The following is a 20,677-nucleotide window of genomic DNA, read 5'->3' as shown; positions in this document are numbered from 1 at the left end:
CTGTGGTCGATCATGATCGACCTGCGTTCCGTGTACCCGGCACCGCCGCCAGCGCCGCGTTCGCCTTGCTGCTGTTGGTGGTGGAGGCGATAACCCGCAGCACGACGGCGATGTCGTACACACTGCACACATACATCGTGTTGAACAGCTCGAAAGGATAGGGATCCAGCCGGACCGCACGACTGCCGAACTGCAGGCGCCGTGCCGAGGGCGACCATCCGGCAGGGTCGTACACAACCCGCCACACCGGCCCCAGGTGCGGCCTCAAGACGGTGAACAGTCCCGGGACTTCGGCGACGAGGTCCTGCGTGCGCGGCCACCACACACCGTGGACACCACCGGTACCGTCACCGCGCGGACACAACCGCAACCGCAACTGCGGTCCCAACCGTGGCGCATAACGCGGTAGGCGACGAGACGGTACGGAAGGCAAGCCGATCGATCGTGGCGTCATGAGACGCTCCTGTCACAGCCCTCACCGGAGCCGGAATCGAATCCGAGACGACGCAACCCTGGCCGGTCGGCGTACGAGGTGCCTGCGGATAAAAACCAGCCTACTCGCCGACAACGGCCCAGCGACCTGCTCGAAAGGAATCCGGGGACCGAACCACCCAGCACCCCGAAATGCCGCATACCAGCGGAAACAGCCAAATTCTTGCATCAAGTACACAACCCCGACGCAACACAGCACACAAAGGACATGCGTCGGCCAGTAGCGCGTTCACCGGTCGGTGGCACCGAAACGCACCCGACGCAACCCTTTACGCTCTGACCGCCTCACGGACAAAGCGGATGCCATCAACAGCCCTGAACGCCCACACGCTGCGCCCTGTGGCAATTCCAGGACCCGGACACCTTCCACTGGGTCCTCGGCGACGCCCGGCCCTTCGAGATCCCGAACCCGGGCCCGGGACGACTCGGGCTCTACCGCGCCCCGGACCACCTCCTCGATGCGGTCACCGCGACAACCCTGCCCGCTGGGCAGAAAGGCATGTGAAGCCGCCCAGGGCAAGCAGCCCGGCCGGCCACGCAAGCTCAGCCCCGCCCAACTCGCCATGGCCCGCGCCGCGCTGCGCGAGGACCAGCCGGTCGAGCAGGTCGCCCAGGCGTTCGGGGTATCGCGGGCCACCTTGTACCGCTACCTCGCGGGAGCTGCCGACGCCGAATCGAGCGCCGGTGAACCCAAGGGAAAGAAAGAAGAGAGATGAGCTGGAGACACGACGGCCGCACGTCCGGATCGGGGGAGGCCGCGGTGATCCCGCGCTTCCGCGACGAACGCTTCGATATCGAGCTGGGCCCCGACGAACCCCTCGCGGCACCCGCGCCCGGCCCCGCCGGTGGGCTATTCGATGGTTACATGTCGGACGATGGTATCGACCACTTCGCTGTCCCCGATCTTCGGGGTTTTCAGGAGTTCTACAGTGAGCCAGAGCTTTTGGCCCTTCCGGTAGCCGGGCGATGGATCAAGCTCGCTCTCCCGCGGATCGCCCCCAGCCTCCGCAAACGACGGCACCTCGATCGTTTGCGGTCCGAATTCGCCGTCACAGACCGCCTCCGTCCATCCCCGACTCACCTCGCCTTCATCGTGATCGACCTCGGCCGTGACCATCACTTCGTTTGCCTCACCGGGTTTACACATGTAATTGACCCTGACAACCAGTGGCGAATCCGGTTCGGTTCCTGCTACGTGTGCTGATTCGATCGAGAGCGTCGTATCAGCGGCGGCGGGACCGGCCACGGCGATCATCAGGACGCCGGTCAACGCCACGGTCGAAGCGAAAAATGTTCCACGGACCACTGTTTCGGGCCTTTCGATATGGGCAGGTGGTGGGACAGATCCTTCGAGCGGACAGCAGCCTATCCCACACCACCCATTAGTTATTCGCATGACCGATAAAAAGGTGCCGCGGTGAAGACCGCCAGGTCCGGCAGCTCATCCTCGTCGGAGGCATCGGGGATCGCGCAGCGGCCGGTGTGTTCCCCTGAATCACCAGCTCAACACAGGATTCGGCCAGCCTGCTTAGCGTGGTTCCACCCGGCTGAACCTCAGCCCCCGCTCCGCGACCGCACCGACGGGCCGGGCCCGGTAAGCACCGCGCCGAGCGTGACCTGCTCGATGCCGCCACCGCAGCCAACGGACCCGGAACCGGCTGGGATCTACACGAACTCAGGCACTCGAGCCGGACCCTCGATGCTCGAGCCCGGGAGCCGACCGCCGCCACTGACCAGCAGCTCCGCCATATCCGTTGGTTTTCGGCGGCTATTACCGGGACCTCTCGTTGCCGGGTCGCCGTGCCAGGAGTTCGGCGCACTCCGCCGGCGCGGCGTCCTGCAACGCGCCGATCCCGGAGGAGGAGCGGGCGCGGATCCGCACCGAGGTCGCGGCGGTGATGTTCGCCGAGGAAACCGGGCGCCTGCCCCTCGATGAGCATGAACTGTCGTCGTGGGTCGCGCGCGCCGCGCAACCGCGACCGAACTCGGTGGCCGGGTTCGACTCGACTTTCACGCCGGTCGAGAGGGTGTCGGTGCTGTGGGGTCTGTCCGAACCCGAAGACGCCGCGGTGATCGAGGCCGGGCACCGGGCCGCGATCGGTGAGGTGGTCGAGTTCCTGGAGAACGAGGTGGTGTTCACGCGCCGTGGTGCCGGTGGTGTCCGCCAGATCGAGCGGCCAACCACAACCCCGAATGCGTCGATATCCACTCGCCGAACTTCCCGACCGCCGACCACCTCCCACCGGGAGAGTGGAGGATATCGACCTGGCGAAACTGCCCTACAGCGAACTGTTCTGGGCTTCGCCGGCGTGCCCCGCCTGGACCGACGCCAAGGGCAAGAAACGCTATTTCGACAAGTCCAACCAGTACAGCCTCATCAGCGACGACGAACTCGGCTGTGTCACCGAGGACCCCGACGAGAGCCGGTCCCGGGCACTGATCGAGCTGATCCCGCGCTACCTGCGGTCGATGGCCGGCCGCGGCACCCCGGTGCTCGCCGGAATCATGTGTAGCGCGACCGGTGACAGAGCCCCTGGGTACCGTGACCACCCGCGACCGACACGGGCTTCTCGGTGTCGATCCGGAGCGGATCATCGAGGCCTGCATGTTCCGGATACTGGAGACCTCGGAGATCCGGCGCGGGATGGCCTATATTCCGGCGGTGAGCCCGCAACCGTCACCCGGCCGAGCCCGAATGCCCGGAATACGCCTGCTTCTCGGCGCGGCGGCGGCCCTGCTGCTGTTCGTGCTCCTGCTGATCGCGGTCTTCGTCGACACTCGGATGGTGCGCACCGAGGTGCTGCGCACCGAAACCCGGTCGGCCACCGTCGAGTACGACGGTGCCGCCTATTACGCGGGCCTACTGCGCCGGGAGAGCCTGCTGCTGCACCGGCGGCTGCCGGATGCGATCGTGGTCGGCCGGGATCCGGGTATGGGATACGGCCACCCGGTGTACTTCGAGATCCTCGGCAACCGCGATCCCGAACTCGCCTCGGCGCGCTGGAGCCCGGAGGGAGTGGCGATCCGCCTCGACTCCGGACACGAGATATTCGTCCCCGCGGATGCTTTCACCGGTGGCAGGTAGCCACACCCGACGAAGTGAGGTCATGTCGTCAGTGGCACAGCTGTTCACCCAGAATGTCGGCCCGCAGTAACTCATCCGGCGCAATGTCGCAGAGAGCGGGTCCTCGCGCACTACTCACACCGCGGATCTCACCGGCCCGGGCGGTGTGGTGATCGCCCGGCACGAGCAGGAGGCCTACGCGGGCTTGCGGCAGTTCGGGTCACGCGGGCGATCAGAAATCGTCGCGGCGGATGCGGAGGGTGGTGATGGTGGCGGCCAGTCCCTCGTATTGATTGACCAGCAGCACGATTTCGATGAGACGGCGGTCGTCGTAGTAGGTGGACAGGTGTTCCCAGGCGGCATCGTCGATATCGCGGGTGCGGACCAGCTGATCGACCGCGGTGAGCAGGGCCCGGTGCTTGTCGGTCCAGCCCTCCGCGCCGGCTCCGGCACGGATCCGCTCCAGGATCTCCGGTGTCACCCCGGCCCGCCGGCCCAGACGGATGTGGTGGTCGGTCTCGTACGCGCAGTCGCGCAGATGGGCCACACGCAGGATGACCAGTTCGGTGTCGTGCCGACGCAGCCGCCCACCCGGCATCAGAGTTCCCGAGAAGTGCAGCCAGCCGCGGAACAGCCGCCCGGCCCGCCCCAGCGTGCTGAACAGCTGCGCGTCGGCCGTACCCGAGGCCCGCGAGAGCACCTGCCAGGCCGCCCAGTTGACCGGACCCAGCTCGCGGAGCCGGCCGGGGGTTATCCGTGGTCGCTCCTGCGAAACCATGACATCGTCCTCTCCGGTGCGTCGTACGGCCACGGTGCCCGCCGGGCTCTCGTGGCGCGGCACCGCTCCCGAACCTACCCGCCGGTGTGCCGCTCGAACAGGCGGCTTCTCGGCCTGTGTATCACGAGCGCGCGGAGTCGGCGTGCTCGAGCAGTTCGGAGACCGTGACGAACCGGTAGCCCTGCGCGTGCAGTTTCGCGGCGATCGGGACGATGGCGGCCCGGGAGGCCGCCCCGGTGGCGTACATGGTGTGCAGCAGAACGATCGACCCCGGGCGCACCTGGTCGACGGCGGCGTCGACGATGTCCTCGGTGGTGGTGTTGCCGTCCTCGGGTTCGACATCCCAGGTGACCGTGGTGCGGTCGTGGTCGGCGAGGTAGTTGGGCAGGGTCCACAATTTCTTGCCGTAGGGCGGGCGGAAGGTGATGTCGCCCTGGTATCCGGCGGCCCGGATCTCGGTATCGGTACCTTCCACCTCGTCGGCGACCGTGCCGGACGAGACCAGCACCATCCGCCGGTGGTTGTAGGTGTGGTTGCCCATCTCGTGACCGGCCGCCACGATCGCCCGGCCCAGCTCGGGGCGGGCGGCCAGATCACGGCCGTTGAGATAGAAGGTGGCGGGGATACCGGCGGTGGCGAGCAGGTCGAGCACCTCGGGGGCGCGCTCGGACGGTCCGTCGTCCAGCGTCAGGGCCACCACCTTCTCGGTGGTCTCCACGCGGTCCACCAGCCGTCCGGCCAGCTGGTAGGTCCGTGAGTTCATCAGGAAATAGCCGCCGACCGCGACGATCAGTACTGTCACCACGGCGACTGCCGACCCCGCCAACCACTTTCGCATCCCAGGTGTATATCAGGTGCCGGGCGGCCGGCGTAGGAGTGCGCCGCAGACCTCGGGCGGCGTCACGTCCGGTGGTCCGGTCCACGTCAGTGGTGCAGCGGAATCGAAGCGACCGTCAGGCGGTGCGGTCCGTACGATCCGTTCCCGTTCCAGTGCTCGTCCCACGGCGTTCGCGTTTGCCGCGGGCGACCTCGGTCGCGAGGGCGTCGAGGGGCTGGGCGAACCGGGTCAGCGGATCCACCAGTTCGGCGAGCCATTCCCGGGCGTCGGCGAATCCCTCCGGGTCCAGGGCGTAGTACCGGCGATTGGCTTCCGACCGCACGCGGACCAGCCCGGCGTCCCGTAATACTTTGAGGTGCTGGGACACCGCGGGTTGCGAGATCGGGGAGTGCCCGCGGATCTCCTCGACCAGGGTGCCGGCGGACCGTTCACCGCCGGCCACCAGTTGCAGTATCGCGCGGCGCACCGGATCGCCGAGTGCCTCGAACACGCCCGCCGGGGAAGGCCGGCTCATCAGGACCGCTCCTCCTCCTCGGGGGTGACGGTGTAGAAGCCGGTGGTCGCCTCGGCGCCCGCGTGGGCCTGCGCCGGATCGTCACCGTCGGCGATCGCCGCCTCCGCCCAGCCGGTCGCCGCGGCCCGGACGAATTCCAGACCCTCCGGGGTGGCCGGGAATTCCAGCGCCACCGCCGGGTCGACTCCCGCACCGGTTTCCAGGTGCAGGCCGAGTCCCATGAGTGCCAGATCCCAGCCGACACCCACCGCGCCAGGACCGAATTGTTTCCACATATCCGGATCGACCGGTGCTTCGTGTACCAATTCGAGTGTGGTCCCGCCGGCGCCGGGTTCCAGCCGGATTTCGAGCCAGGAAACCATGGGTCCCATCTCCCAGGTCACCGCGAACCGTTTCGGTCGTTCACATTCTTCGACCACACCGCCGGCATTTCCTTCGAGCTGGTACCTGCCGCCGACGGCCAACTCGCCGGTGATCGGCAGGAACCAGCGCGGAATCCGTTCGCTATCGGTGAGTGCCTCCCACAGATCGTCCGGATCGGTGGCGTAGGTGCGCCGCGCCACGGCGATCCGGGTGACCGCTCCCTGTCGTTCGGCGGTGCGGACCTCCCGGGCGACCAGTCCTGCGATGGCGGTGGGATCGGTGAGCAAACCCATGTCTTCCTCCCTTTATAAGTTTCAACTTATATTAGCGCGGTGTGGCGGGTTGCGCCAGGCCGGAAGCGCCGGGCGGGCGAGGCGGTCCGGAAACGCAGACCCCGCAACCGTTTCGGGGCGAACGCGCGGACCCGCGGCGGGAAATCGACCGTGTTTATCCGGGCACTCGTCGGGATAAAGTGGCGGGCGGACCGCGGGGTGGGATTTCGCGGCGGAATTCGGTATCGCCGGAGCCCGCGCGTGGTCCGGTCCGAGGCGACTGCGCCCGGCTCGGGCGGGTAATGGATCAATTCGCTACTCCAGTGGTAGCGAAATACTGGTTAGCATTTCGTGAAGAGCTTGTCGTCCTACGATCAGTCACAAGCCGGAGTCGCAACGAAGGAGCCGGATATGCAAGAACTGGTGCCCCGCTTCGATATGCACACCCCGACGGGCGCGGCAGTACTCGACCCGGCGACGGGAACCCGGCGGCGCGCATTGCGCCGGGGCATCGCACGGCCGGGCCCGGCCGCGGCCGAAGGTGCGCTCGGCTGATGGCGGAGCACGATTCCGGGATCGGCCGCAAGATCGCCTACTACCGGGCGCGGAAAGGTCTGTCCCAGCGGGATTTCGCACCGCTGATCAAACGGTCGGAGGCCTGGGTCTCCCAGGTGGAACGCGGCGTGCGCCCGGTCAAGGCGCTGGATGTGCTCGAACGTATCGCCGATGTCCTCGAGATGCCCGTCGCCGAGCTGGCGCCGTCGGCGCCCACCGCGCAGGCCGAGCAGATCCCGGCGGACGCGGTACGGCTGCGTCTGCTGCTCACCGGTAACCACGCCCTGCGGGCGATGGCGGCCGGCGGGGGCACGGGCCCGGATATCGACCGCCTCGCCGAGGGTGCCGACGCGGCGTGGACATTCACCCGGCTGGGCCATTACACCGAGCTGCGGGAGCTGCTGGAATCGCTGCTTCCCGAACTGGCCGCGGCGGTCGTGCACGCCGGCTCCCGCCGTGCCCAGATACTGCTCGCCCACACCTGTCAGGCCTACGCCGTCGCGCTCGCCGATCTGCAGCAGTTCGATGCCGCCTGGGTCGCCGCCGAGCGCGCGATCACCGCGGCTCAGCAGGCGGGCGATCCGATTCTGATGGCGGCGGGCGCTTTTCGTCTCGCCCTCGTCTTCCAGCGCGCTCACCGCCTCGACCAGGCCGAGCGCACCGCGGAAACCGCCCGTGCGGCACTCGGGAAGCTCATCGGCCGGGGCGAGCCGCAAGCCGCGAGTGTGTACGGCGCGCTGACCCTGCAACTCGCCCTGATCGCGGCGCGCACCGAAGAGGCCGAACAGGCCTACGACATGATCGCCGCCGCCCGCGCGACAGCGGACGGTCTCGGCGTGGACCGCGACGATCACCATACGGAATTCGGCCCCACCGCCGTGGATCTGCACGAGGTCGCGGTCGCGGTGGAACTCGGCGACGCCGGCACCGCGATCCGGCTCGCCGAAAAGATCGACCGGGAGCGGCTCTCACCAGCACGCCACGGCGGACTGCTCATCGATACCGCTCGCGCGTGGGCCCAGCGCCGCAGTCCCGAACGCGCACTGGCCCTCCTGCTCGAGGCCGAAGTACTCGCCCCGGAACAGCTCTACCGGCACAAGTCGGTCCGGTCGACGACCGCGGACCTGCTCAGCATGGACCGGGCCACCCCTGGCCTCGGCGTCTTCGCGCAGCGGATCGGGGTGGACGCGGCACTCATCCAACCGGTGCCGGCCCGTGCCGGTCAGGCGCGCGGCGGTCTACGCGCCGCCCGCGGTCCGCGCGTGATCTGACCCGGACCGACCGGTGGCCGGTGCGGCGGGCCAGAATTCTTTCAGCTCCGCCGCCGCTGCCGCCGCCTGCCGGACGCCGGATTCGTAGGCCGGATAGAGGGCGGTGTCGGCGAAGAGGTCGGTGCCGAACGCGGCGACGGCGATATCGTCCGGGCGTATCGAGATTTCCCGGGCCGGTCCGAGTTCCCGGTCGGCGCGGGTGCGCGGATACACATGTGCCAGCGGTTCCAGGATCACGATCACATCGTGGCCCACGGCGAGGTCGGCATTGACCGTGGAGCGGACACCGCCGTCGATGTAGTGCCGGCCGGCGATCTCGATCGGGGGGAATACGCCGGGCACCGCGGTACTCGAGGCGAGCGCCTCGACGAGGGTGGCAGCGCCGTCCCTGGTCCAGGCGGTGAGCGTCCCCGATCCGATATCGATGGCGGCGATCCGCAGATCGTGCTCGGGCCATTCGGCGAAGCCGACGAGTGAGCCGATGCGGTCGATGTGTACCGCCGGGTCGCCGGTGCCGGCGCCCAGTGCGAGCTCGCCGACCCGTTGGAGTACCAGGTCGCGATCCTGGTCGACGGCGCGCAGCAGCGAAGCGATCTCCAGCAGCGGTGCGTAGTCGTGCCGGGCCGGCTCGGCGTCCCGCGGTCGTGGGGTCAGCAGCGTGGCGATATCGATCCCGGAGGCGAGGGCCGAGCCGACAACCGCCCCGGCGGAGGTGCCGATGATGCGGTCGGCCAGCGCCAGCTCGATTCCGGCGTCACGTAGACCGATCGCCAGGCCGCTCAGCCAGGCGATGCCGACCGGGCCACCGCCTCCCAGTACCAGCGCGATCGTGGGCGTTGCGGTGGGCCGGGCATCAGGCATGGCACGAGATTAGCGCCACGGGGCGGGTTCCGCCCGGCGCGACCGGTCGGTATCGCCGAAGGCCGGTGGTCCGCGCCGGGAAGTCTCCGGCGTGCGGCGGATCACGGTGCGGTGCACGATCCGATCCGGTACAAATACTACGTACACCATACGGTGTTTTCGGAATACGGAGGTCAAATGCGCATCACCGGATCTGCCATCTCGCTGAACGTTGCCGACCCGGCCGCATCGGCGGAGTTCGTCACCACCCATTTCGGCTTCACCGAGCAGATGGCGGCCGACGGTTTCGTCTCGCTCGCCCACCCGGAAGCCGGGATGAACCTCATCTACCTGCGCACCGGCCTGTCCACCTTCAAACCCGAACGCGCCGCCGGCTCCGCCGGGGATGGACTGCTCGTGGTGTTCGTGGTGACCGATATCGACACCGAATACGCGCGCCTGCAGAAGGAAGGTGCCCCGATCGTCACCCCCGTCGAAACCGAGGAATGGGGGGAGCGCTACTTCCAGACGACCGATCGGAACGGGATCATCTACCAGCTCGTGCAATGGGTCTGATACCCGCACGGGTGCCGTAATGGGTGTCAGCGCCCCTGGGTCCGGGGGCGCTGATTCCCGATTCGCCTGAACCGCAGGTCATATGAGTGGTACGAAAGTGGCTGGCGGGCCATGATCGACACGGGGGTCGGTGGTGGCATGAGGGGCAACGACACACGGCAGAGGTAGAGCACGATGCTGGTGAAGGTCGACGATCGGGCGGAACTATCCGCGGCCGAAAAGGAATTCGTGGAATGCCTGCGGCAGTTGCCGACGACCGGCCTGGCCATCGTCGACCTGCGAATCGGCACCCAGCGCGGAACCCGGCAGATCGGGGCGGTGATCTGGACGCCGCAGGGTGTTCTCGTGATCGAGGTGGTCGGGTTCCGTAGCCGGCAGAGCGGTGTGCTCACGGTTTCCCAGGACCGGCCGTGGCAGGTGGGCGCGGCCGCCGCGGATCTGGAAGTGGAATTCGGCGCGAATCCGATCCGGCAGCTGGAGAGCGCGGTGCGGGAGGTCGAGCTCACCTTCGAACGCGCCACCTACGATCCCGGACAGCTGTGCGGGGCGGTGGTGCTGGTACCCATGCGGGGCGTGGTGCTGCGGCCGGGCCGGGAAACTTTGCGGCCGGGACTGGATGTGGTGGTCGGGAACGCGGTCGACTCCACCGAATTGCGGATCTTCCTGGAGAATTTCGCCCCCGGGCCACCCCGCTGGACGCTGGGCCGGGTCTGTGCGGCCACCCGGGCACTCACCGGCTGGGCGCCGGATCGCGCCGAACTCATCGCCGCCGGCTTCGAGGACAAACTGCCGGAGCCGCCGCGGAAACCGCGGGAGCGGCCCGGCTGGCGCCGTCCGGATTCCGGCCGCACCCAGGACCTCCTCGGCTGGGCGGTACTGGGGGTCGCGGTACTGGGCGTATTGATAGTGCTGGGCGCGATCGCCGGTTCCCTGCTCGCCGACGGTCCCGCCGCCGAACCGGCGGCCCCCAGCACCACTGTCGCGCCGGCCGTACCCGCGCCCGCGGGCCCGGTGGAGTGCTGGCCGTTGCAGCCGGGTTGCTGAGGCGATAAAGCGCGCCGTCCCGGACACTGCCGGCGGAGAGGGGCCGGGCCCGGTGAGGCTACGGTTGCGTACCCGGCGCCGGGTCCGGCACCCTTCAGTTCGTACGATGTCAAAAAGCCTGTAACCAGGCGGTCGGCCCGGCCGCCCACCGTACCGACCAGGAGGACAGCCGTGGGTCACTACCAGGCGAATCTGCGTGATATCGAGTTCAACCTCTTCGAGGTGTTCGAACTGGGCAAAATTCTCGACGCCGGGGCGTACGGGGATCTGGACACCGATACCGCGCGGGAGATCCTGGCGGAGGTGAAGCGCCTGGCCGAGGGGCCGGTGGCGGAATCCTTCGCGGCAGCCGACCGGGATCCGGTCGAGTTCGTCCCGGACACTCATTCGATCACCGTCCCGGAACCGTTGGCCAAGACCGTGTACGCCGTCCGGGAAGCCGGGTGGAACCGTCTCGGCAAACCCGAGGCGATGGGGGGGCTGCCCGCACCCGCCGCGCTGTGCTGGGCGGTGAGCGAGATGATCACCTGCGCCAACCCGGCCGCGGTGTTCTTCGATATGGGTTCGGTGATGGCGCAGGTCCTGTTCGGCATCGGTACCGACCAGCAGAAGCACTGGGCGGCCGCCGGTTTCGAGCGGCACTGGCAGGGCACCATGGTGCTCACCGAACCCGACGCGGGTTCGGATGTGGGTGCGGGCCGGGCCAAAGCCGTCGAACAGCCCGACGGCACCTGGCATATCGAAGGTGTCAAACGTTTCATCTCCGGCGCCGATGTCGGCGAGACCGCGGAGAATGTCTTCCACCTGGTGCTGGCGCGGCCCGAGGGTGCGGGACCGGGCACCAAGGGCCTGTCCCTGTTCTACGTACCGAAATTCCTGTTCGACCCGCAGACCCTGGAACTGGGCGAGCGCAACGGCGTGTACGTGACCAATGTCGAACACAAGATGGGCCTGAAGTCCTCGCCCACCTGTGAACTCACCTTCGGTGGCGCGAAGCCCGCCGTGGGCTGGCTGGTCGGCGACAGTCACGACGGAATCGCCCAGATGTTCAAGGTCATCGAGAACGCGCGCATGACGGTCGGCGTCAAATCCAGTGGGACGCTGTCCACCGGGTACCTGAATGCGCTCGCCTACGCGAAGGAGCGGGTGCAGGGCGCCGACCTGACCCGGATGACCGATAAGTCCGCGCCCCGGGTCCCGATCACCCGGCATCCCGATGTGCGGCGCAGCCTGGCCATGCAGAAGGCCTATGCCGAGGGGATGCGCGCGGTCTACCTCTACACCGCGATTCACCAGGATGCCGATGTGGCGCAACTGGTTTCCGGAGTGGATGCCGAAACGGCGCACCGGATCGACGATTTCCTGCTGCCCATCGTCAAGGGCGTCGGCTCCGAGCGGGCCTACCAGTACCTCACCGAATCGCTGCAGACCCTGGGTGGTTCCGGCTACCTCCAGGACTATCCGATCGAGCAGTACATCCGCGACGCGAAGATCGACTCGCTCTACGAGGGCACCACCGCCATCCAGGCGCAGGACTTCTTCTTCCGCAAGATCATCCGGGACAAGGGCGCCGCGGCGGGGCAGATCTTCGGCCAGATCACCGCCTTCCTGGATGCGCCCACGGGCCGGCTGCACACCGAGCGCGCCCTGCTGCGCACCGCACTGGCGGACGTCCAGGCGATGGCGGGGTCGCTGTCCGGCTATGCCATGGCCGCGCAGTCCGAACCCACCGAGCTGTACAAGGTGGGGCTGGGCTCGGTGCGGTTCCTGCTGGCGGTGGGCGATCTGCTGATCGGCTGGCGGCTGCTGGTACAGGCGGAGGTCGCCACGGCGGCGCTGGCCACGGCGGACGAGCGCGATCGGCCGTTCTACACGGGCAAGGTCGCGGTGGCGAGCTTCTTCGCGAAGAACGTGCTGCCCACCCTCGCCGCGACCAAGGAGATCATCGCGGCGATCGACACCGACATCATGAGCATGCCCGAAGAGGCATTCTGATCCGACCCGTATGACCCGCCCGGAAACCGGGTGGGTCATACGGGTGTATGCGGGCGGTAGCGGCGGTCAGCCGGTGCGCGGGCGGGTCGTCCGCGCCGGTGTCGCGCCGGTGAGCGCGTCGGCCAGGGCGCGCAGGCCGCCGATGGCCGCGGTCAGACTCTGCTGATCGTCCGGAGCCAGGGTGCCGAGGGCGTCGAGGACGAGCCGGGTACGTACCGCTTCTATCTCGCGGGCGTGCGCGATGGCCTTTTCGGTGGGCAGGATCCGGCTGCAGCGCCGGTCCGCCGGGTCGGGTTCGCGGTCGATGAGGCCGTATTCGCCCAGTTGGCGCAGCGTCGCACTCATATTGCTCGGCTGCATACCGGCCAGCGCGGCCAGTTCGCCCGCCGCGGCGCCGGGGTTGTGCACGATGATCCGCAGCGCTTCGAACTGGGTATCGGTGAGCGGTTCGGCGCCGGTGAGACGCGGGGTGGCTTTGCGAACCGCCCGCGCGACCTCGCGCAGCGCGTGGTCCAGCGCACGAAGATCGGAGGGGTAACTGCTCACCCGGCCATGATAGCTTATGTATGTATACATAAGTATCTTGGAGGAGGCACCGTGCTACCGATCCGAACGCGCCCCGGGGTATCCGGGCTGCTGCTGGTGGTGCTGGCACTGCTCTCGGCGGCCGCGCCGTTCGCGGTGGACATGTACTTGCCGGCGTTCACCGACCTCGCCGCCGATCTGGACACCAGCGCGGCGAGCGTGCAGCTCACACTGACGGCATTCCTCGTCGGACTGGCCGCGGGTCAGTTGCTCATCGGCCCGCTTTCCGATCGGTACGGCAGACGCAGGCCACTCGTCGTGGCCACCGCGATCACCGTCGTCGTCACCGTGATCTGTGCGCTGGCACCCACCATCTGGCTGCTCGTCGCCATGCGGTTCGTGCAGGGGCTGACTGCCTCCGCCGGCCTGGTCATCGGCCGCGCGGTCGGCGCCGACCGCACCGAAGGCGCGGCCACCGCCCGGATCTTCACCCTGTTCTCCGCCATCGGCGGTATCGCGCCGGTGGTGGCCCCACTGCTCGGTGGCGTGCTGGTGAGCGCCGGTTGGCGGGCGGAATTCTGGGTGCTGAGCGGGATCTTCGTGCTGATGTTCCTGGGCGCGCTGATCGTGGTGCCGGAATCGCTGCCTCCGCAGCAACGTCACCCCGCCGGAGCCGGTGGGACCCTTCGTACGCTGCGTGGTATCGGCTCCGATCGCGGCTATCTCGGCTACATCTTCGCCTTCGCGCTCGGATTCGCCGCGATGATGTCCTATATCTCGGCCTCACCGTTCGTGATCGAGAACGTGCTCGGTATGTCCAACCGGGCCTACACGATCGTCTTCGCCACCAATGCCGCCGGCATGGTGGCGGCCGGAGTGGTGGTCTCCCGGCTCGTCGGCCGGTTCGGCCCGGCGCCGATCCTGCGGATCGGGCAGCGGGTGATCCTGGCGGCCGCGACCGTATTGCTCGTACTGCTGGCCACCGGCGCGCCCCCGGCGCTGGTGCTGCCCGTCCTGTTCGTGATGGTGGCCGCCACGCCGACGGTCATGGGTACCGCCAGCGCACTGGCGATCGGCCGGGCGCGCCATGCCGCCGGTTCCGCCTCGGCGCTCATGGGCGCGCTGCAGTTCGGGCTGGGTGCGGTGGTGTCCCCGCTGGTGGGTCTCGGCGGGCCCGCCACCGGCGTGCCGATGGGGGTGGCGATCGTGATCTGCGCCTGCCTGGGCATCGTCGCGCGGCGAGTGGGGGACACGGCGGGTGCGGTGGTGCGGCCGGAACCGGAGCCCGCCCACGCGTGATCCGGCCGTCCGATACACGCAGGTGACCGCTATCTTTCGGCGACCGGCCGATCCCGCCGGAAGAGGACGGCCGGGGTATGACGCACAATGCAGGGCGTGACAGTTGAGCTGCTCATTCTCTTGGTCGTCATTGTCACGGCGCTGGCCTTCGACTTCACCAACGGTTTCCACGACACGGCCAATGCCATGGCGACCTCGATAGCTACCGGGGCGCTCCGCCCCAGAGTCGCGGTCACCTTGTCCGCGGTCTTGAACCTGGTGGGCGCGTTCCTATCGGTGGCGGTCGCGGCGACAGTGGCCGAGGGAATCGTCCGGCTCGGCGAGGTATCCGGGCACGACCTGCTGCTCATCGTCTACGCCGGATTGGTCGGCGGCATCCTCTGGAACCTGCTCACCTGGTTGTTCGGTCTGCCGTCGAGTTCCTCGCACGCACTGTTCGGCGGATTGATCGGCGCGACCCTGGCGGCGCTGGGCTGGAGCGGTGTGGTGTGGATCTCCGCGGAGGGCGGGGTGATCAACAAGATCGTGATCCCGGCGCTGCTCGCGCCGGTCGTCGCCGGTCTGGTCTCCGCCATCGGGACCTGGTCGGTGTACCGGATCACCCGCGGCGCCGACCAGGGCAAGGTGACCACCGGTTTCCGGTGGGGCCAGGTCGGGTCGGCATCGCTCGTGTCGTTGGCACACGGCACCAACGACGCGCAGAAGACGATGGGCGTCATCTTCCTGGCCCTGATCGCCTACGGCGAGCTCTCCCCGGACTCGGCCATGCCGCTGTGGGTGATGGCCGCGTGCGCGTTCGCGATCGCGGCCGGCACCTATCTCGGCGGCTGGCGGATCATTCGCACCCTCGGCAAGAAACTGGTCGATATCGATTCGCCGCAGGGGTTGGCAGCCGAATCGGCGTCGGCGGCGATCATCCTGACCTCTGCCCATTTCGGGCTGCCGCTCTCGACGACCCAGACCGTCACCGGCGCGATCCTCGGTACGGGCCTCGGCAAGGGGGCGGAGGTGCGCTGGGGGGTGATGGGGCGGATGGTCGTGGCCTGGCTGCTGACCCTGCCCGCCGCCGGCATCGTGGGCGCCATCTGCTGGACGCTCGCCTACTACATCGGCGGCCTCGCCGGGGTGCTGGTGGTGTTCACGTTGCTCATCGCGCTGGCTACCGTGATCTATCGGCGCTCGTTGCGGGACAAGGTGTCCAGCGGCAATGTCAACGCTGCCCCCGACACCGGCCTCGGGCCGGGGGATCCCTCGCCCGCGCAGCAGCCACGGGTCGCCGGGTCGACATCCGAGGAGGCGTAATGGAAACCGTGTTGACCAATCTGCGTTCGCTGGGGGAGGTGACCCTGGCGGCGCTGGTGCTGGGCGCCGGCCTGCCCATGGTGTTCGCACTCGGGGTACGGCTGTGGTCGGCGGCGGCGCCGGCCGGGCCCGGCGGAACGGTACGGCGTAACCCGGTCGCCCTGGCCGGTGCGTACCTCTGCCTGATCGCCGTGCTGGCGGTGGTGGTGGTCGCGGTGCTGTTCGTCGCGAAGGCGTTTCTGGCCGACCGGCTCGGTATCCACCTGTTCGGGCAGGCGTGATGACCACCGGGAGCGAGTTGCCGCCGGAGCGGTCGGGACTGCTGGCACGGGTGCTCGCGTGGCTGCGGGCCGGGTATCCGCAGGGTGTGCCCCGATCGGACTATGTGGCGCTGTTCGCCGTACTGCACCGGGACCTGACCGAGTACGAGGTGGTGCTGGTCGCCGAGGAGTTGGTACGCGACCGGGGGGACCGGGAGATCACCCACGCCGAGGTCGAGGACGCGGTCAGCCGGCACGCCCGGGAGCAGGCGGGTCCGGAGGACATCGCGCGGGTGGCCTCGCATCTGGCCGCCGGCGGCTGGCCGCTGGCCTCGCCGTTGGCCGAGATCGCGCAGCCGGACGGGGAGCGGTGAGAGTGCCGCACCCGCTGGATTCGATCGTGGACCGGCCGCGGCGGGATCGTCCCGGGCGTGCCGGAGTCGGGTCTCGGAAGCGAAATTCTTGCTAACCCGCTTATCGCATCGTGCGAACGACCCCTAAGCTGGACATATGGCCAAGACTTATGTCGGCGCCCGGTTGCGGCAACTGCGGACCGAACGCGGGCTCAGCCAGGTGGCGCTGGCCCAGCAGCTGGAAATATCGGCCAGCTATCTCAACCAGATCGAGCACGATGTCCGGCCACTCACCGTGCCGGTTCTGCTGCGGATCAGTGAGGTCTTCGGTGTCGAGGCCACCTTCTTCTCCCCGCAGGACGACACCCGGCTCATCGCCGAGCTGCAGGAAGTGGTGATGGACCAAGAGCTCGGTATCGAAGCCGACGCCCGGGAGATCGCGGAGATGGTGTCGGCCCATCCGAGCATGGCCCGGGCACTGGTCAATATGCACAACCGCTACCGCAACACCAGCGCCCAGCTGGCCGCGGCCACCGAGGACCGATTCGCCGACGGCTCGGGCAGCGCCACCATCAGCAAACCGCACGAGGAAGTACGCGACTACTTCTATCAGCGGCAGAACTATATCCACGAGCTCGACACCGCGGCCGAGGAACTGGCCAACCGTATCCGCTTCCACAACGGCGACGCGCACAGCGAGATCCCCAAGGTGCTGCGCAGCTACGGCGTGCGGATCATGGAACGTATCGATCTCGGTGAGGGCGTACTGCACCGGTACGACCCGGAGAACCAGCTGCTCGAGATCGCGCCGCATCTGTCCGGTGGCCAGCGCCTGTTCAAACTGGCCGCCGAACTGGCCTATTTCGAATGCGGGCAACTGCTGGAGAAGCTGGTGGACGAGGGTAATTTCTCCGGTCCGGACGCGCGCAGGCTCGCCATGCTCGGTCTGGCGAACTATTTCGCCGCCGCCACCGTGCTGCCCTACACCTACTTCCACGAGGTCGCCGAAGGCTTCCGCTACGACATCGAACGATTATCGGCGTTCTTCGCGCAGAGCTACGAGACCATCTGCCACCGCCTGTCCACCTTGCAGCGGCCGGAACTGCGCGGGGTGCCCTTCTCGTTCGTCCGGGTGGACCGGGCGGGGAATATGTCGAAACGACAGTCCGCCACCGGTTTCCACTTCTCCTCCAGCGGCGGTACCTGCCCGCTGTGGAATGTGTACGAGACCTTCGCCTACCCGGGCAAGATCATGACGCAGATCGCGCAGATGCCCGACGGCCGGAAATATCTGTGGGTGGCGCGCACCGTGGAACGCCGCGCGACCCGGTACGGGCAGCCGAGTAAAACCTTCGCGATCGGGTTGGGTTGCGAGATCCGGCACGCGGCGCGGGTGGTGTACGCCGACGGTATCGATCTCCGGGAGGCCAATGCCACCCCCATCGGCGCGGGCTGCCGGGTCTGCGATCGCGCCAACTGCCCCCAGCGCGCCTTCCCCCCGCTCGGTAAAACGCTCGATATCAGCGAACACCGGAGTTCGGTTTCCCCGTATGTCCTGAAATAGGCGATGCCGCCGCGACGTGCGGTCAGGCCGATTCCCGGCCCGGTGTCTCCAGTTCGGAGATCAGCACGGTCGGGGCCAGGTGACCGCGCAGCCGCCGATCGATCTCACCGGCCACCGGAATGACCACCGAGGCGGCCGAGGTGGCGACCGCGTCGACCAGGATCGCCGGCCAATCCGGAGTCTGCGTGGTGGCCAGGGCCGCGATCACGGCGGCGGTCACCGGGTCCCCCGCGCCGGTCGGATTACCGGTCAGCGGCTCCGGCAGCCGGGCCTCCCAGGACCCGTCCGGGGTCACCGCGACCATGCCCTGTGCCCCCCGGGTGATGATCACCGCGCCCACCCCGCGATCCACCAGCGGCCGGGTCGCGGTGACCAGCGCCTCCGGGGTTTCGGGGCGGCAATGGGTGAGCGATTCGAATTCGTCGAGGCCGGGCAGCAGGACCACCCCGGGCACCCGTGCGGCCATTCGCAGGGCCGGTCCGTGCAGGTCACAGACCGTGGGCACCCCCGCGTCGAGGGCGGTTCGGGCGATGCGGGCGGGTAGGCCGGGATCGATCCCGTCGGGTAGGGACCCGGCGATCACCAGGCCCGAGATATGCGTCAGCATGCCTGATACGCGGACCTCGAGTTGTTCGGAGGCGTGCGGGTTCGATATCCGCGCTCCCGGTTCGCGTAACGCGGTCGCGGTGCCGGTATCGGATTCACTGATCACCACGGTGCGCCGGACCCACGGCAGCGCGTGCACGAAATCCACCGGCATCTCGGCCTCCGCGGCCGCGGCGAAGGCGTGATCGGCGAAACCGGTGGCACGGGCATAACGGCCCAATTGGTTGAGCACTCGGGTGACGTTGATGCCCTTACCGCCGAGGCGCTGCTCCACCGAGCGAACCCGGTGGGCCTGCCCGCAGGTGAAATTCTCGACGCGGTAGGTCACATCGTAAGCGGGATTCATTGTCACGGTGAGGATCACGAGAACCACTGTCCACGAGAGTCGGCACGGCACAAGATCGAGGGGCGGGATTGCGAGGGTGATTCCGGTCGCCCTCGGCCGGGCCGGGGCGAGGGCGCGCCGCGCTCAGATCGCCGCCTCCGCCGGGAACGGCACGGTGATCCGGCCCAGCCGCCCGTTCCGCGCGGCCACCATCTCCGCGGTCACCGCCAAAGCTGTTTCGGTGGCCGTGGCCGCGCCGATATCCATTCCGGCGGGAGAGTGCAGCCGGGCCAGCTGTGTCTCGTCGAACCCGCTCGCGCGCAGGTCGTCGAGGCGGCGCGCACTGGATACCAGCGAGCCGACCGCGCCGATGTAGCCGATCTCGGGTAGCCGGAGCGCGACCGTCAGCAGCGGGATCTCGAACTGCGGGTCGTGGGAGGCCAGCACGATACCGGTGGAGGAATCGACCTCCCCCTCGGAGACCAGCATGTTCAGATAGCGGTGCGGCCAATCGCAGACGACCTCGGCCCCGGGGAAGGATTCCGGCACCGCGAACGTGGGGCGCGGATCGCAGATGGCGACCCGGTAGCCGAGCAGCCGCGCCTGCGCCGAGAGCGCCGCGGCGACGGTATTGGCGCCGAACACCACCAGCAGCGGGGGCGGGGCGAACGAGGCGACGAAAATATCGGACTGCGGTAGCGAGACCAGTTCCGTCGCGTGTCTTTTATCGGTGATCAGATGCTGCCCGATCATTCCCGGCTCCGGATTCCACACCACGGTGAAAAGCGTGACCCGCCGATGCTCGGCTATTTCGGCGGCAATGGTCGGGAATTCCGGAAAATGTCCGCGGGAGAACGGTTCGGTGAACACATCTATCACCGCGCCCTCACCGCCGGGTACCGGAAGCCGGTGCAGAGCGCGCTGCCCGGTCCGGGCCGACTGCAGGGTGGATTCGTAGACGGTGTCCTCGATCCCGGTGGCCGCCATGGATCCGTAGATCATGCCGTCGGGATCCACCAGAATCGCCGTACCCACCGGAATGTCCACCTGACCACCCGTGCGCACGATGGTGGCCAGCCCGCCGGTCCGGCCCGAACGCCACACCTGCAGCAGGTCGTCGACGATGTCGCGCATCAACAGCTCCGATCCCACCGTGCGACGGAGGGCAGGCGCTCACCATCGGCACCCGTCACCGATGACCGCGCACGTGACGGACACCCTAGCGCTGTTCTCCGTGAATTTGGCACGCCTGCGAAAATCTCGTCGGGCGAGAACATGAATGGTTGGCCAAGTGTTGTGTGCCGACACTGTCCCTTTCTGGGCATGTTGTGAAATCTTACGCAACCCGCATGCGTCGAGTTTTACGAGACACCTCGAAGGGTTGAGGCCCGTCTCGCCGTTTCGGCCTCGAAAGCGCAGGAGCCGAAGGCTCGAGTCCCGAGGCCGAAACGGCGAGACCAAGGGGGCCTCAACCCCGCGACGCCGCAGGCGGCGCCAAAAACACAGCACCTTCACGAGCGAGCTCGCCTGTCGCCTTTGCCGGCGAGCCCAGCGTCTCTGCCTTTCGGGGCGGGCCCACTCACCTCACGCCTGTGCGAGCGAGCCCCCTGGCGCTTTCGCCGGGAAGCCTGCCTATCGCTTGCGCCAGGAAGCCCGACACAGACACACGTCACATCTGAAGGCAAACGCCGTCAGTTATGAACGTCCTCACAGGGTCGAAACGTGACGAGTGGGTTTGCCCCCGATCCCCGCCCCCGCTAACAGTACAAGCGTTACGCTAAAACCCCATGTCAGAGCTACTGGTGAGTAGACTTGACGGTGGTTACGCGCTGGCAACTTTC

At 68.1% G+C, this 20,677-nt stretch carries 23 protein-coding genes; 13 read left to right on the top strand and 10 right to left on the bottom strand.

Annotation, left to right across the window (positions count from 1 at the left end):
• Nucleotides 1–10 precede the first annotated feature (10 nt).
• Nucleotides 11–454 (bottom strand): DUF5994 family protein, encoded by a 444-nt coding sequence (locus IG75_RS0129620; protein ID WP_156059232.1) that lies wholly within the window; start codon nt 452–454, stop codon nt 11–13.
• A gap of 496 nt (nt 455–950) precedes the next feature.
• On the opposite strand from IG75_RS0129620, the gene IG75_RS38565 reads away from it, so the two are divergent.
• Nucleotides 951–1,208: a helix-turn-helix domain-containing protein gene (locus tag IG75_RS38565; RefSeq protein WP_036515558.1), complete on the top strand. Its 258-nt coding sequence runs from the start codon at nt 951–953 to the stop codon at nt 1,206–1,208.
• 134 nt (nt 1,209–1,342) lie between these two features.
• On the opposite strand, the gene IG75_RS0129610 is transcribed toward IG75_RS38565, so the two are convergent.
• Nucleotides 1,343–1,768, bottom strand: coding sequence for a hypothetical protein (locus tag IG75_RS0129610; protein ID WP_030524641.1), 426 nt, complete (start codon nt 1,766–1,768; stop codon nt 1,343–1,345).
• 622 nt (nt 1,769–2,390) lie between these two features.
• Between IG75_RS0129610 and IG75_RS40935 the strand changes: the two genes are divergently transcribed.
• Together IG75_RS40935 and IG75_RS37595 are read left to right on the top strand one after the other, a co-directional pair.
• Nucleotides 2,391–3,005: a relaxase domain-containing protein gene (locus tag IG75_RS40935; RefSeq protein ID WP_373863782.1), complete on the top strand. Its 615-nt coding sequence runs from the start codon at nt 2,391–2,393 to the stop codon at nt 3,003–3,005.
• 8 nt (nt 3,006–3,013) lie between these two features.
• A complete protein-coding gene (locus IG75_RS37595) occupies nt 3,014–3,577 on the top strand; it encodes a hypothetical protein (protein WP_156059230.1) in 564 nt (187 codons plus the stop codon).
• Between the two features lie 211 nt (nt 3,578–3,788).
• Here the strand turns inward: IG75_RS37595 and IG75_RS0129595 are convergent, their stop codons facing one another.
• The 4 genes from IG75_RS0129595 to IG75_RS0129580 all read right to left on the bottom strand — a co-directional run bounded on the left by IG75_RS0129595 (nt 3,789) and on the right by IG75_RS0129580 (nt 6,342).
• A complete protein-coding gene (locus IG75_RS0129595; RefSeq protein ID WP_030524638.1) occupies nt 3,789–4,334 on the bottom strand; it encodes a carboxymuconolactone decarboxylase family protein in 546 nt (181 codons plus the stop codon).
• Nucleotides 4,335–4,455: 121 nt separating this feature from the next.
• Complete coding sequence (locus IG75_RS0129590; RefSeq protein WP_030524637.1) at nt 4,456–5,172, bottom strand: polysaccharide deacetylase family protein; 717 nt, start codon at nt 5,170–5,172, stop codon at nt 4,456–4,458.
• Between the two features lie 115 nt (nt 5,173–5,287).
• On the bottom strand, nt 5,288–5,686 hold the full coding sequence (locus IG75_RS0129585) for an ArsR/SmtB family transcription factor (protein WP_030524636.1): 399 nt from the start codon (nt 5,684–5,686) through the stop codon (nt 5,288–5,290).
• Nucleotides 5,686–6,342, bottom strand: a complete 657-nt coding sequence (locus IG75_RS0129580; RefSeq protein WP_030524635.1) for an SRPBCC family protein — start codon at nt 6,340–6,342, stop codon at nt 5,686–5,688. Before IG75_RS0129580 ends, IG75_RS0129585 begins: the two co-directional genes overlap by 1 nt.
• 390 nt (nt 6,343–6,732) lie before the next feature.
• On the opposite strand from IG75_RS0129580, the gene IG75_RS39360 reads away from it, so the two are divergent.
• Complete coding sequence (locus IG75_RS39360) at nt 6,733–6,876, top strand: hypothetical protein (RefSeq protein WP_156059228.1); 144 nt, start codon at nt 6,733–6,735, stop codon at nt 6,874–6,876.
• Complete coding sequence (locus IG75_RS0129570) at nt 6,876–8,147, top strand: helix-turn-helix domain-containing protein (RefSeq protein ID WP_063834210.1); 1,272 nt, start codon at nt 6,876–6,878, stop codon at nt 8,145–8,147. The genes IG75_RS39360 and IG75_RS0129570 overlap by 1 nt, the downstream gene beginning before the upstream one ends.
• On the opposite strand, the gene IG75_RS0129565 is transcribed toward IG75_RS0129570, so the two are convergent.
• Entirely contained in the window at nt 8,115–9,008 is an 894-nt protein-coding gene (locus tag IG75_RS0129565; protein ID WP_051715090.1) for a patatin-like phospholipase family protein, read from the bottom strand. The genes IG75_RS0129570 and IG75_RS0129565 overlap by 33 nt on opposite strands.
• A 177-nt stretch (nt 9,009–9,185) precedes the next feature.
• Here IG75_RS0129565 and IG75_RS0129555 point away from each other — a divergent pair, with 177 nt between their 5' ends.
• The 3 genes from IG75_RS0129555 to IG75_RS0129545 all read left to right on the top strand — a co-directional run bounded on the left by IG75_RS0129555 (nt 9,186) and on the right by IG75_RS0129545 (nt 12,602).
• Complete coding sequence (locus IG75_RS0129555; RefSeq protein ID WP_030524632.1) at nt 9,186–9,563, top strand: VOC family protein; 378 nt, start codon at nt 9,186–9,188, stop codon at nt 9,561–9,563.
• A gap of 174 nt (nt 9,564–9,737) precedes the next feature.
• Nucleotides 9,738–10,607, top strand: a complete 870-nt coding sequence (locus tag IG75_RS0129550; RefSeq protein ID WP_030524631.1) for a nuclease-related domain-containing protein — start codon at nt 9,738–9,740, stop codon at nt 10,605–10,607.
• Nucleotides 10,608–10,778: 171 nt separating this feature from the next.
• Nucleotides 10,779–12,602 carry an acyl-CoA dehydrogenase gene (locus IG75_RS0129545; protein WP_030524630.1) on the top strand — a complete coding sequence of 608 codons (1,824 nt, stop codon included), beginning with the start codon at nt 10,779–10,781 and terminating at the stop codon, nt 12,600–12,602.
• Nucleotides 12,603–12,668: 66 nt separating this feature from the next.
• Here IG75_RS0129545 and IG75_RS37590 read toward each other — a convergent pair whose 3' ends face one another.
• Complete coding sequence (locus tag IG75_RS37590; protein WP_162183815.1) at nt 12,669–13,148, bottom strand: MarR family winged helix-turn-helix transcriptional regulator; 480 nt, start codon at nt 13,146–13,148, stop codon at nt 12,669–12,671.
• Nucleotides 13,149–13,199: 51 nt separating this feature from the next.
• Here IG75_RS37590 and IG75_RS0129535 point away from each other — a divergent pair, with 51 nt between their 5' ends.
• The 5 genes from IG75_RS0129535 (at nt 13,200) to ramB (ending at nt 17,905) form a co-directional block, all read left to right on the top strand.
• The gene (locus IG75_RS0129535) at nt 13,200–14,426 is read left to right on the top strand and encodes a multidrug effflux MFS transporter (protein ID WP_281181644.1); all 1,227 of its coding nucleotides are present in this window, start codon (nt 13,200–13,202) and stop codon (nt 14,424–14,426) included.
• Nucleotides 14,427–14,522: 96 nt separating this feature from the next.
• Nucleotides 14,523–15,728 (top strand): inorganic phosphate transporter, encoded by a 1,206-nt coding sequence (locus IG75_RS0129530; RefSeq protein WP_036515600.1) that lies wholly within the window; start codon nt 14,523–14,525, stop codon nt 15,726–15,728.
• Nucleotides 15,728–16,009, top strand: a complete 282-nt coding sequence (locus IG75_RS0129525; protein WP_030524626.1) for a membrane protein — start codon at nt 15,728–15,730, stop codon at nt 16,007–16,009. The genes IG75_RS0129530 and IG75_RS0129525 overlap by 1 nt, the downstream gene beginning before the upstream one ends.
• Entirely contained in the window at nt 16,009–16,362 is a 354-nt protein-coding gene (locus IG75_RS0129520) for a DUF3349 domain-containing protein (RefSeq protein WP_030524625.1), read from the top strand. The genes IG75_RS0129525 and IG75_RS0129520 overlap by 1 nt, the downstream gene beginning before the upstream one ends.
• A 136-nt stretch (nt 16,363–16,498) precedes the next feature.
• Nucleotides 16,499–17,905 carry an acetate metabolism transcriptional regulator RamB gene (gene ramB / locus IG75_RS0129515; protein WP_030524624.1) on the top strand — a complete coding sequence of 469 codons (1,407 nt, stop codon included), beginning with the start codon at nt 16,499–16,501 and terminating at the stop codon, nt 17,903–17,905.
• A 22-nt stretch (nt 17,906–17,927) separates the two neighbouring features.
• On the opposite strand, the gene IG75_RS0129510 is transcribed toward ramB, so the two are convergent.
• The gene (locus IG75_RS0129510) at nt 17,928–18,875 is read right to left on the bottom strand and encodes a hexose kinase (RefSeq protein WP_036515596.1); all 948 of its coding nucleotides are present in this window, start codon (nt 18,873–18,875) and stop codon (nt 17,928–17,930) included.
• A 105-nt stretch (nt 18,876–18,980) separates the two neighbouring features.
• Complete coding sequence (locus tag IG75_RS0129505) at nt 18,981–19,970, bottom strand: XdhC family protein (RefSeq protein ID WP_030524622.1); 990 nt, start codon at nt 19,968–19,970, stop codon at nt 18,981–18,983.
• Nucleotides 19,971–20,677 lie beyond the last annotated feature (707 nt).

The sequence above is a fragment of the Nocardia rhamnosiphila NBRC 108938 genome (genome assembly GCF_000720425.1).
In the GTDB taxonomy this organism is placed as follows: domain Bacteria; phylum Actinomycetota; class Actinomycetes; order Mycobacteriales; family Mycobacteriaceae; genus Nocardia; species Nocardia rhamnosiphila.
This window is presented reverse-complemented; position numbering and strand designations above follow the sequence as displayed.

Bases quoted from the DNA above. Each gene is read 5' to 3' on its own strand.
- ramB (WP_030524624.1), top strand. From the start codon at position 16,499: ATGGCCAAGACTTATGTCGGCGCCCGGTTGCGGCAACTGCGGACCGAA.
- IG75_RS0129525 (WP_030524626.1), top strand. From the start codon at position 15,728: ATGGAAACCGTGTTGACCAATCTGCGTTCGCTGGGGGAGGTGACCCTG.
- IG75_RS0129595 (WP_030524638.1), bottom strand. From the start codon at position 4,334: ATGGTTTCGCAGGAGCGACCACGGATAACCCCCGGCCGGCTCCGCGAG.
- IG75_RS0129570 (WP_063834210.1), top strand. From the start codon at position 6,876: ATGGCGGAGCACGATTCCGGGATCGGCCGCAAGATCGCCTACTACCGG.
- IG75_RS38565 (WP_036515558.1), top strand. From the start codon at position 951: ATGCGGTCACCGCGACAACCCTGCCCGCTGGGCAGAAAGGCATGTGAA.
- IG75_RS0129550 (WP_030524631.1), top strand. From the start codon at position 9,738: ATGCTGGTGAAGGTCGACGATCGGGCGGAACTATCCGCGGCCGAAAAG.
- IG75_RS0129585 (WP_030524636.1), bottom strand. From the start codon at position 5,686: ATGAGCCGGCCTTCCCCGGCGGGCGTGTTCGAGGCACTCGGCGATCCG.
- IG75_RS0129555 (WP_030524632.1), top strand. From the start codon at position 9,186: ATGCGCATCACCGGATCTGCCATCTCGCTGAACGTTGCCGACCCGGCC.
- IG75_RS0129565 (WP_051715090.1), bottom strand. From the start codon at position 9,008: ATGCCTGATGCCCGGCCCACCGCAACGCCCACGATCGCGCTGGTACTG.
- IG75_RS39360 (WP_156059228.1), top strand. From the start codon at position 6,733: ATGCAAGAACTGGTGCCCCGCTTCGATATGCACACCCCGACGGGCGCG.
- IG75_RS0129520 (WP_030524625.1), top strand. From the start codon at position 16,009: ATGACCACCGGGAGCGAGTTGCCGCCGGAGCGGTCGGGACTGCTGGCA.
- IG75_RS40935 (WP_373863782.1), top strand. From the start codon at position 2,391: ATGTTCGCCGAGGAAACCGGGCGCCTGCCCCTCGATGAGCATGAACTG.
- IG75_RS0129590 (WP_030524637.1), bottom strand. From the start codon at position 5,172: ATGCGAAAGTGGTTGGCGGGGTCGGCAGTCGCCGTGGTGACAGTACTG.
- IG75_RS0129580 (WP_030524635.1), bottom strand. From the start codon at position 6,342: ATGGGTTTGCTCACCGATCCCACCGCCATCGCAGGACTGGTCGCCCGG.
- IG75_RS0129620 (WP_156059232.1), bottom strand. From the start codon at position 454: ATGACGCCACGATCGATCGGCTTGCCTTCCGTACCGTCTCGTCGCCTA.
- IG75_RS0129505 (WP_030524622.1), bottom strand. From the start codon at position 19,970: ATGCGCGACATCGTCGACGACCTGCTGCAGGTGTGGCGTTCGGGCCGG.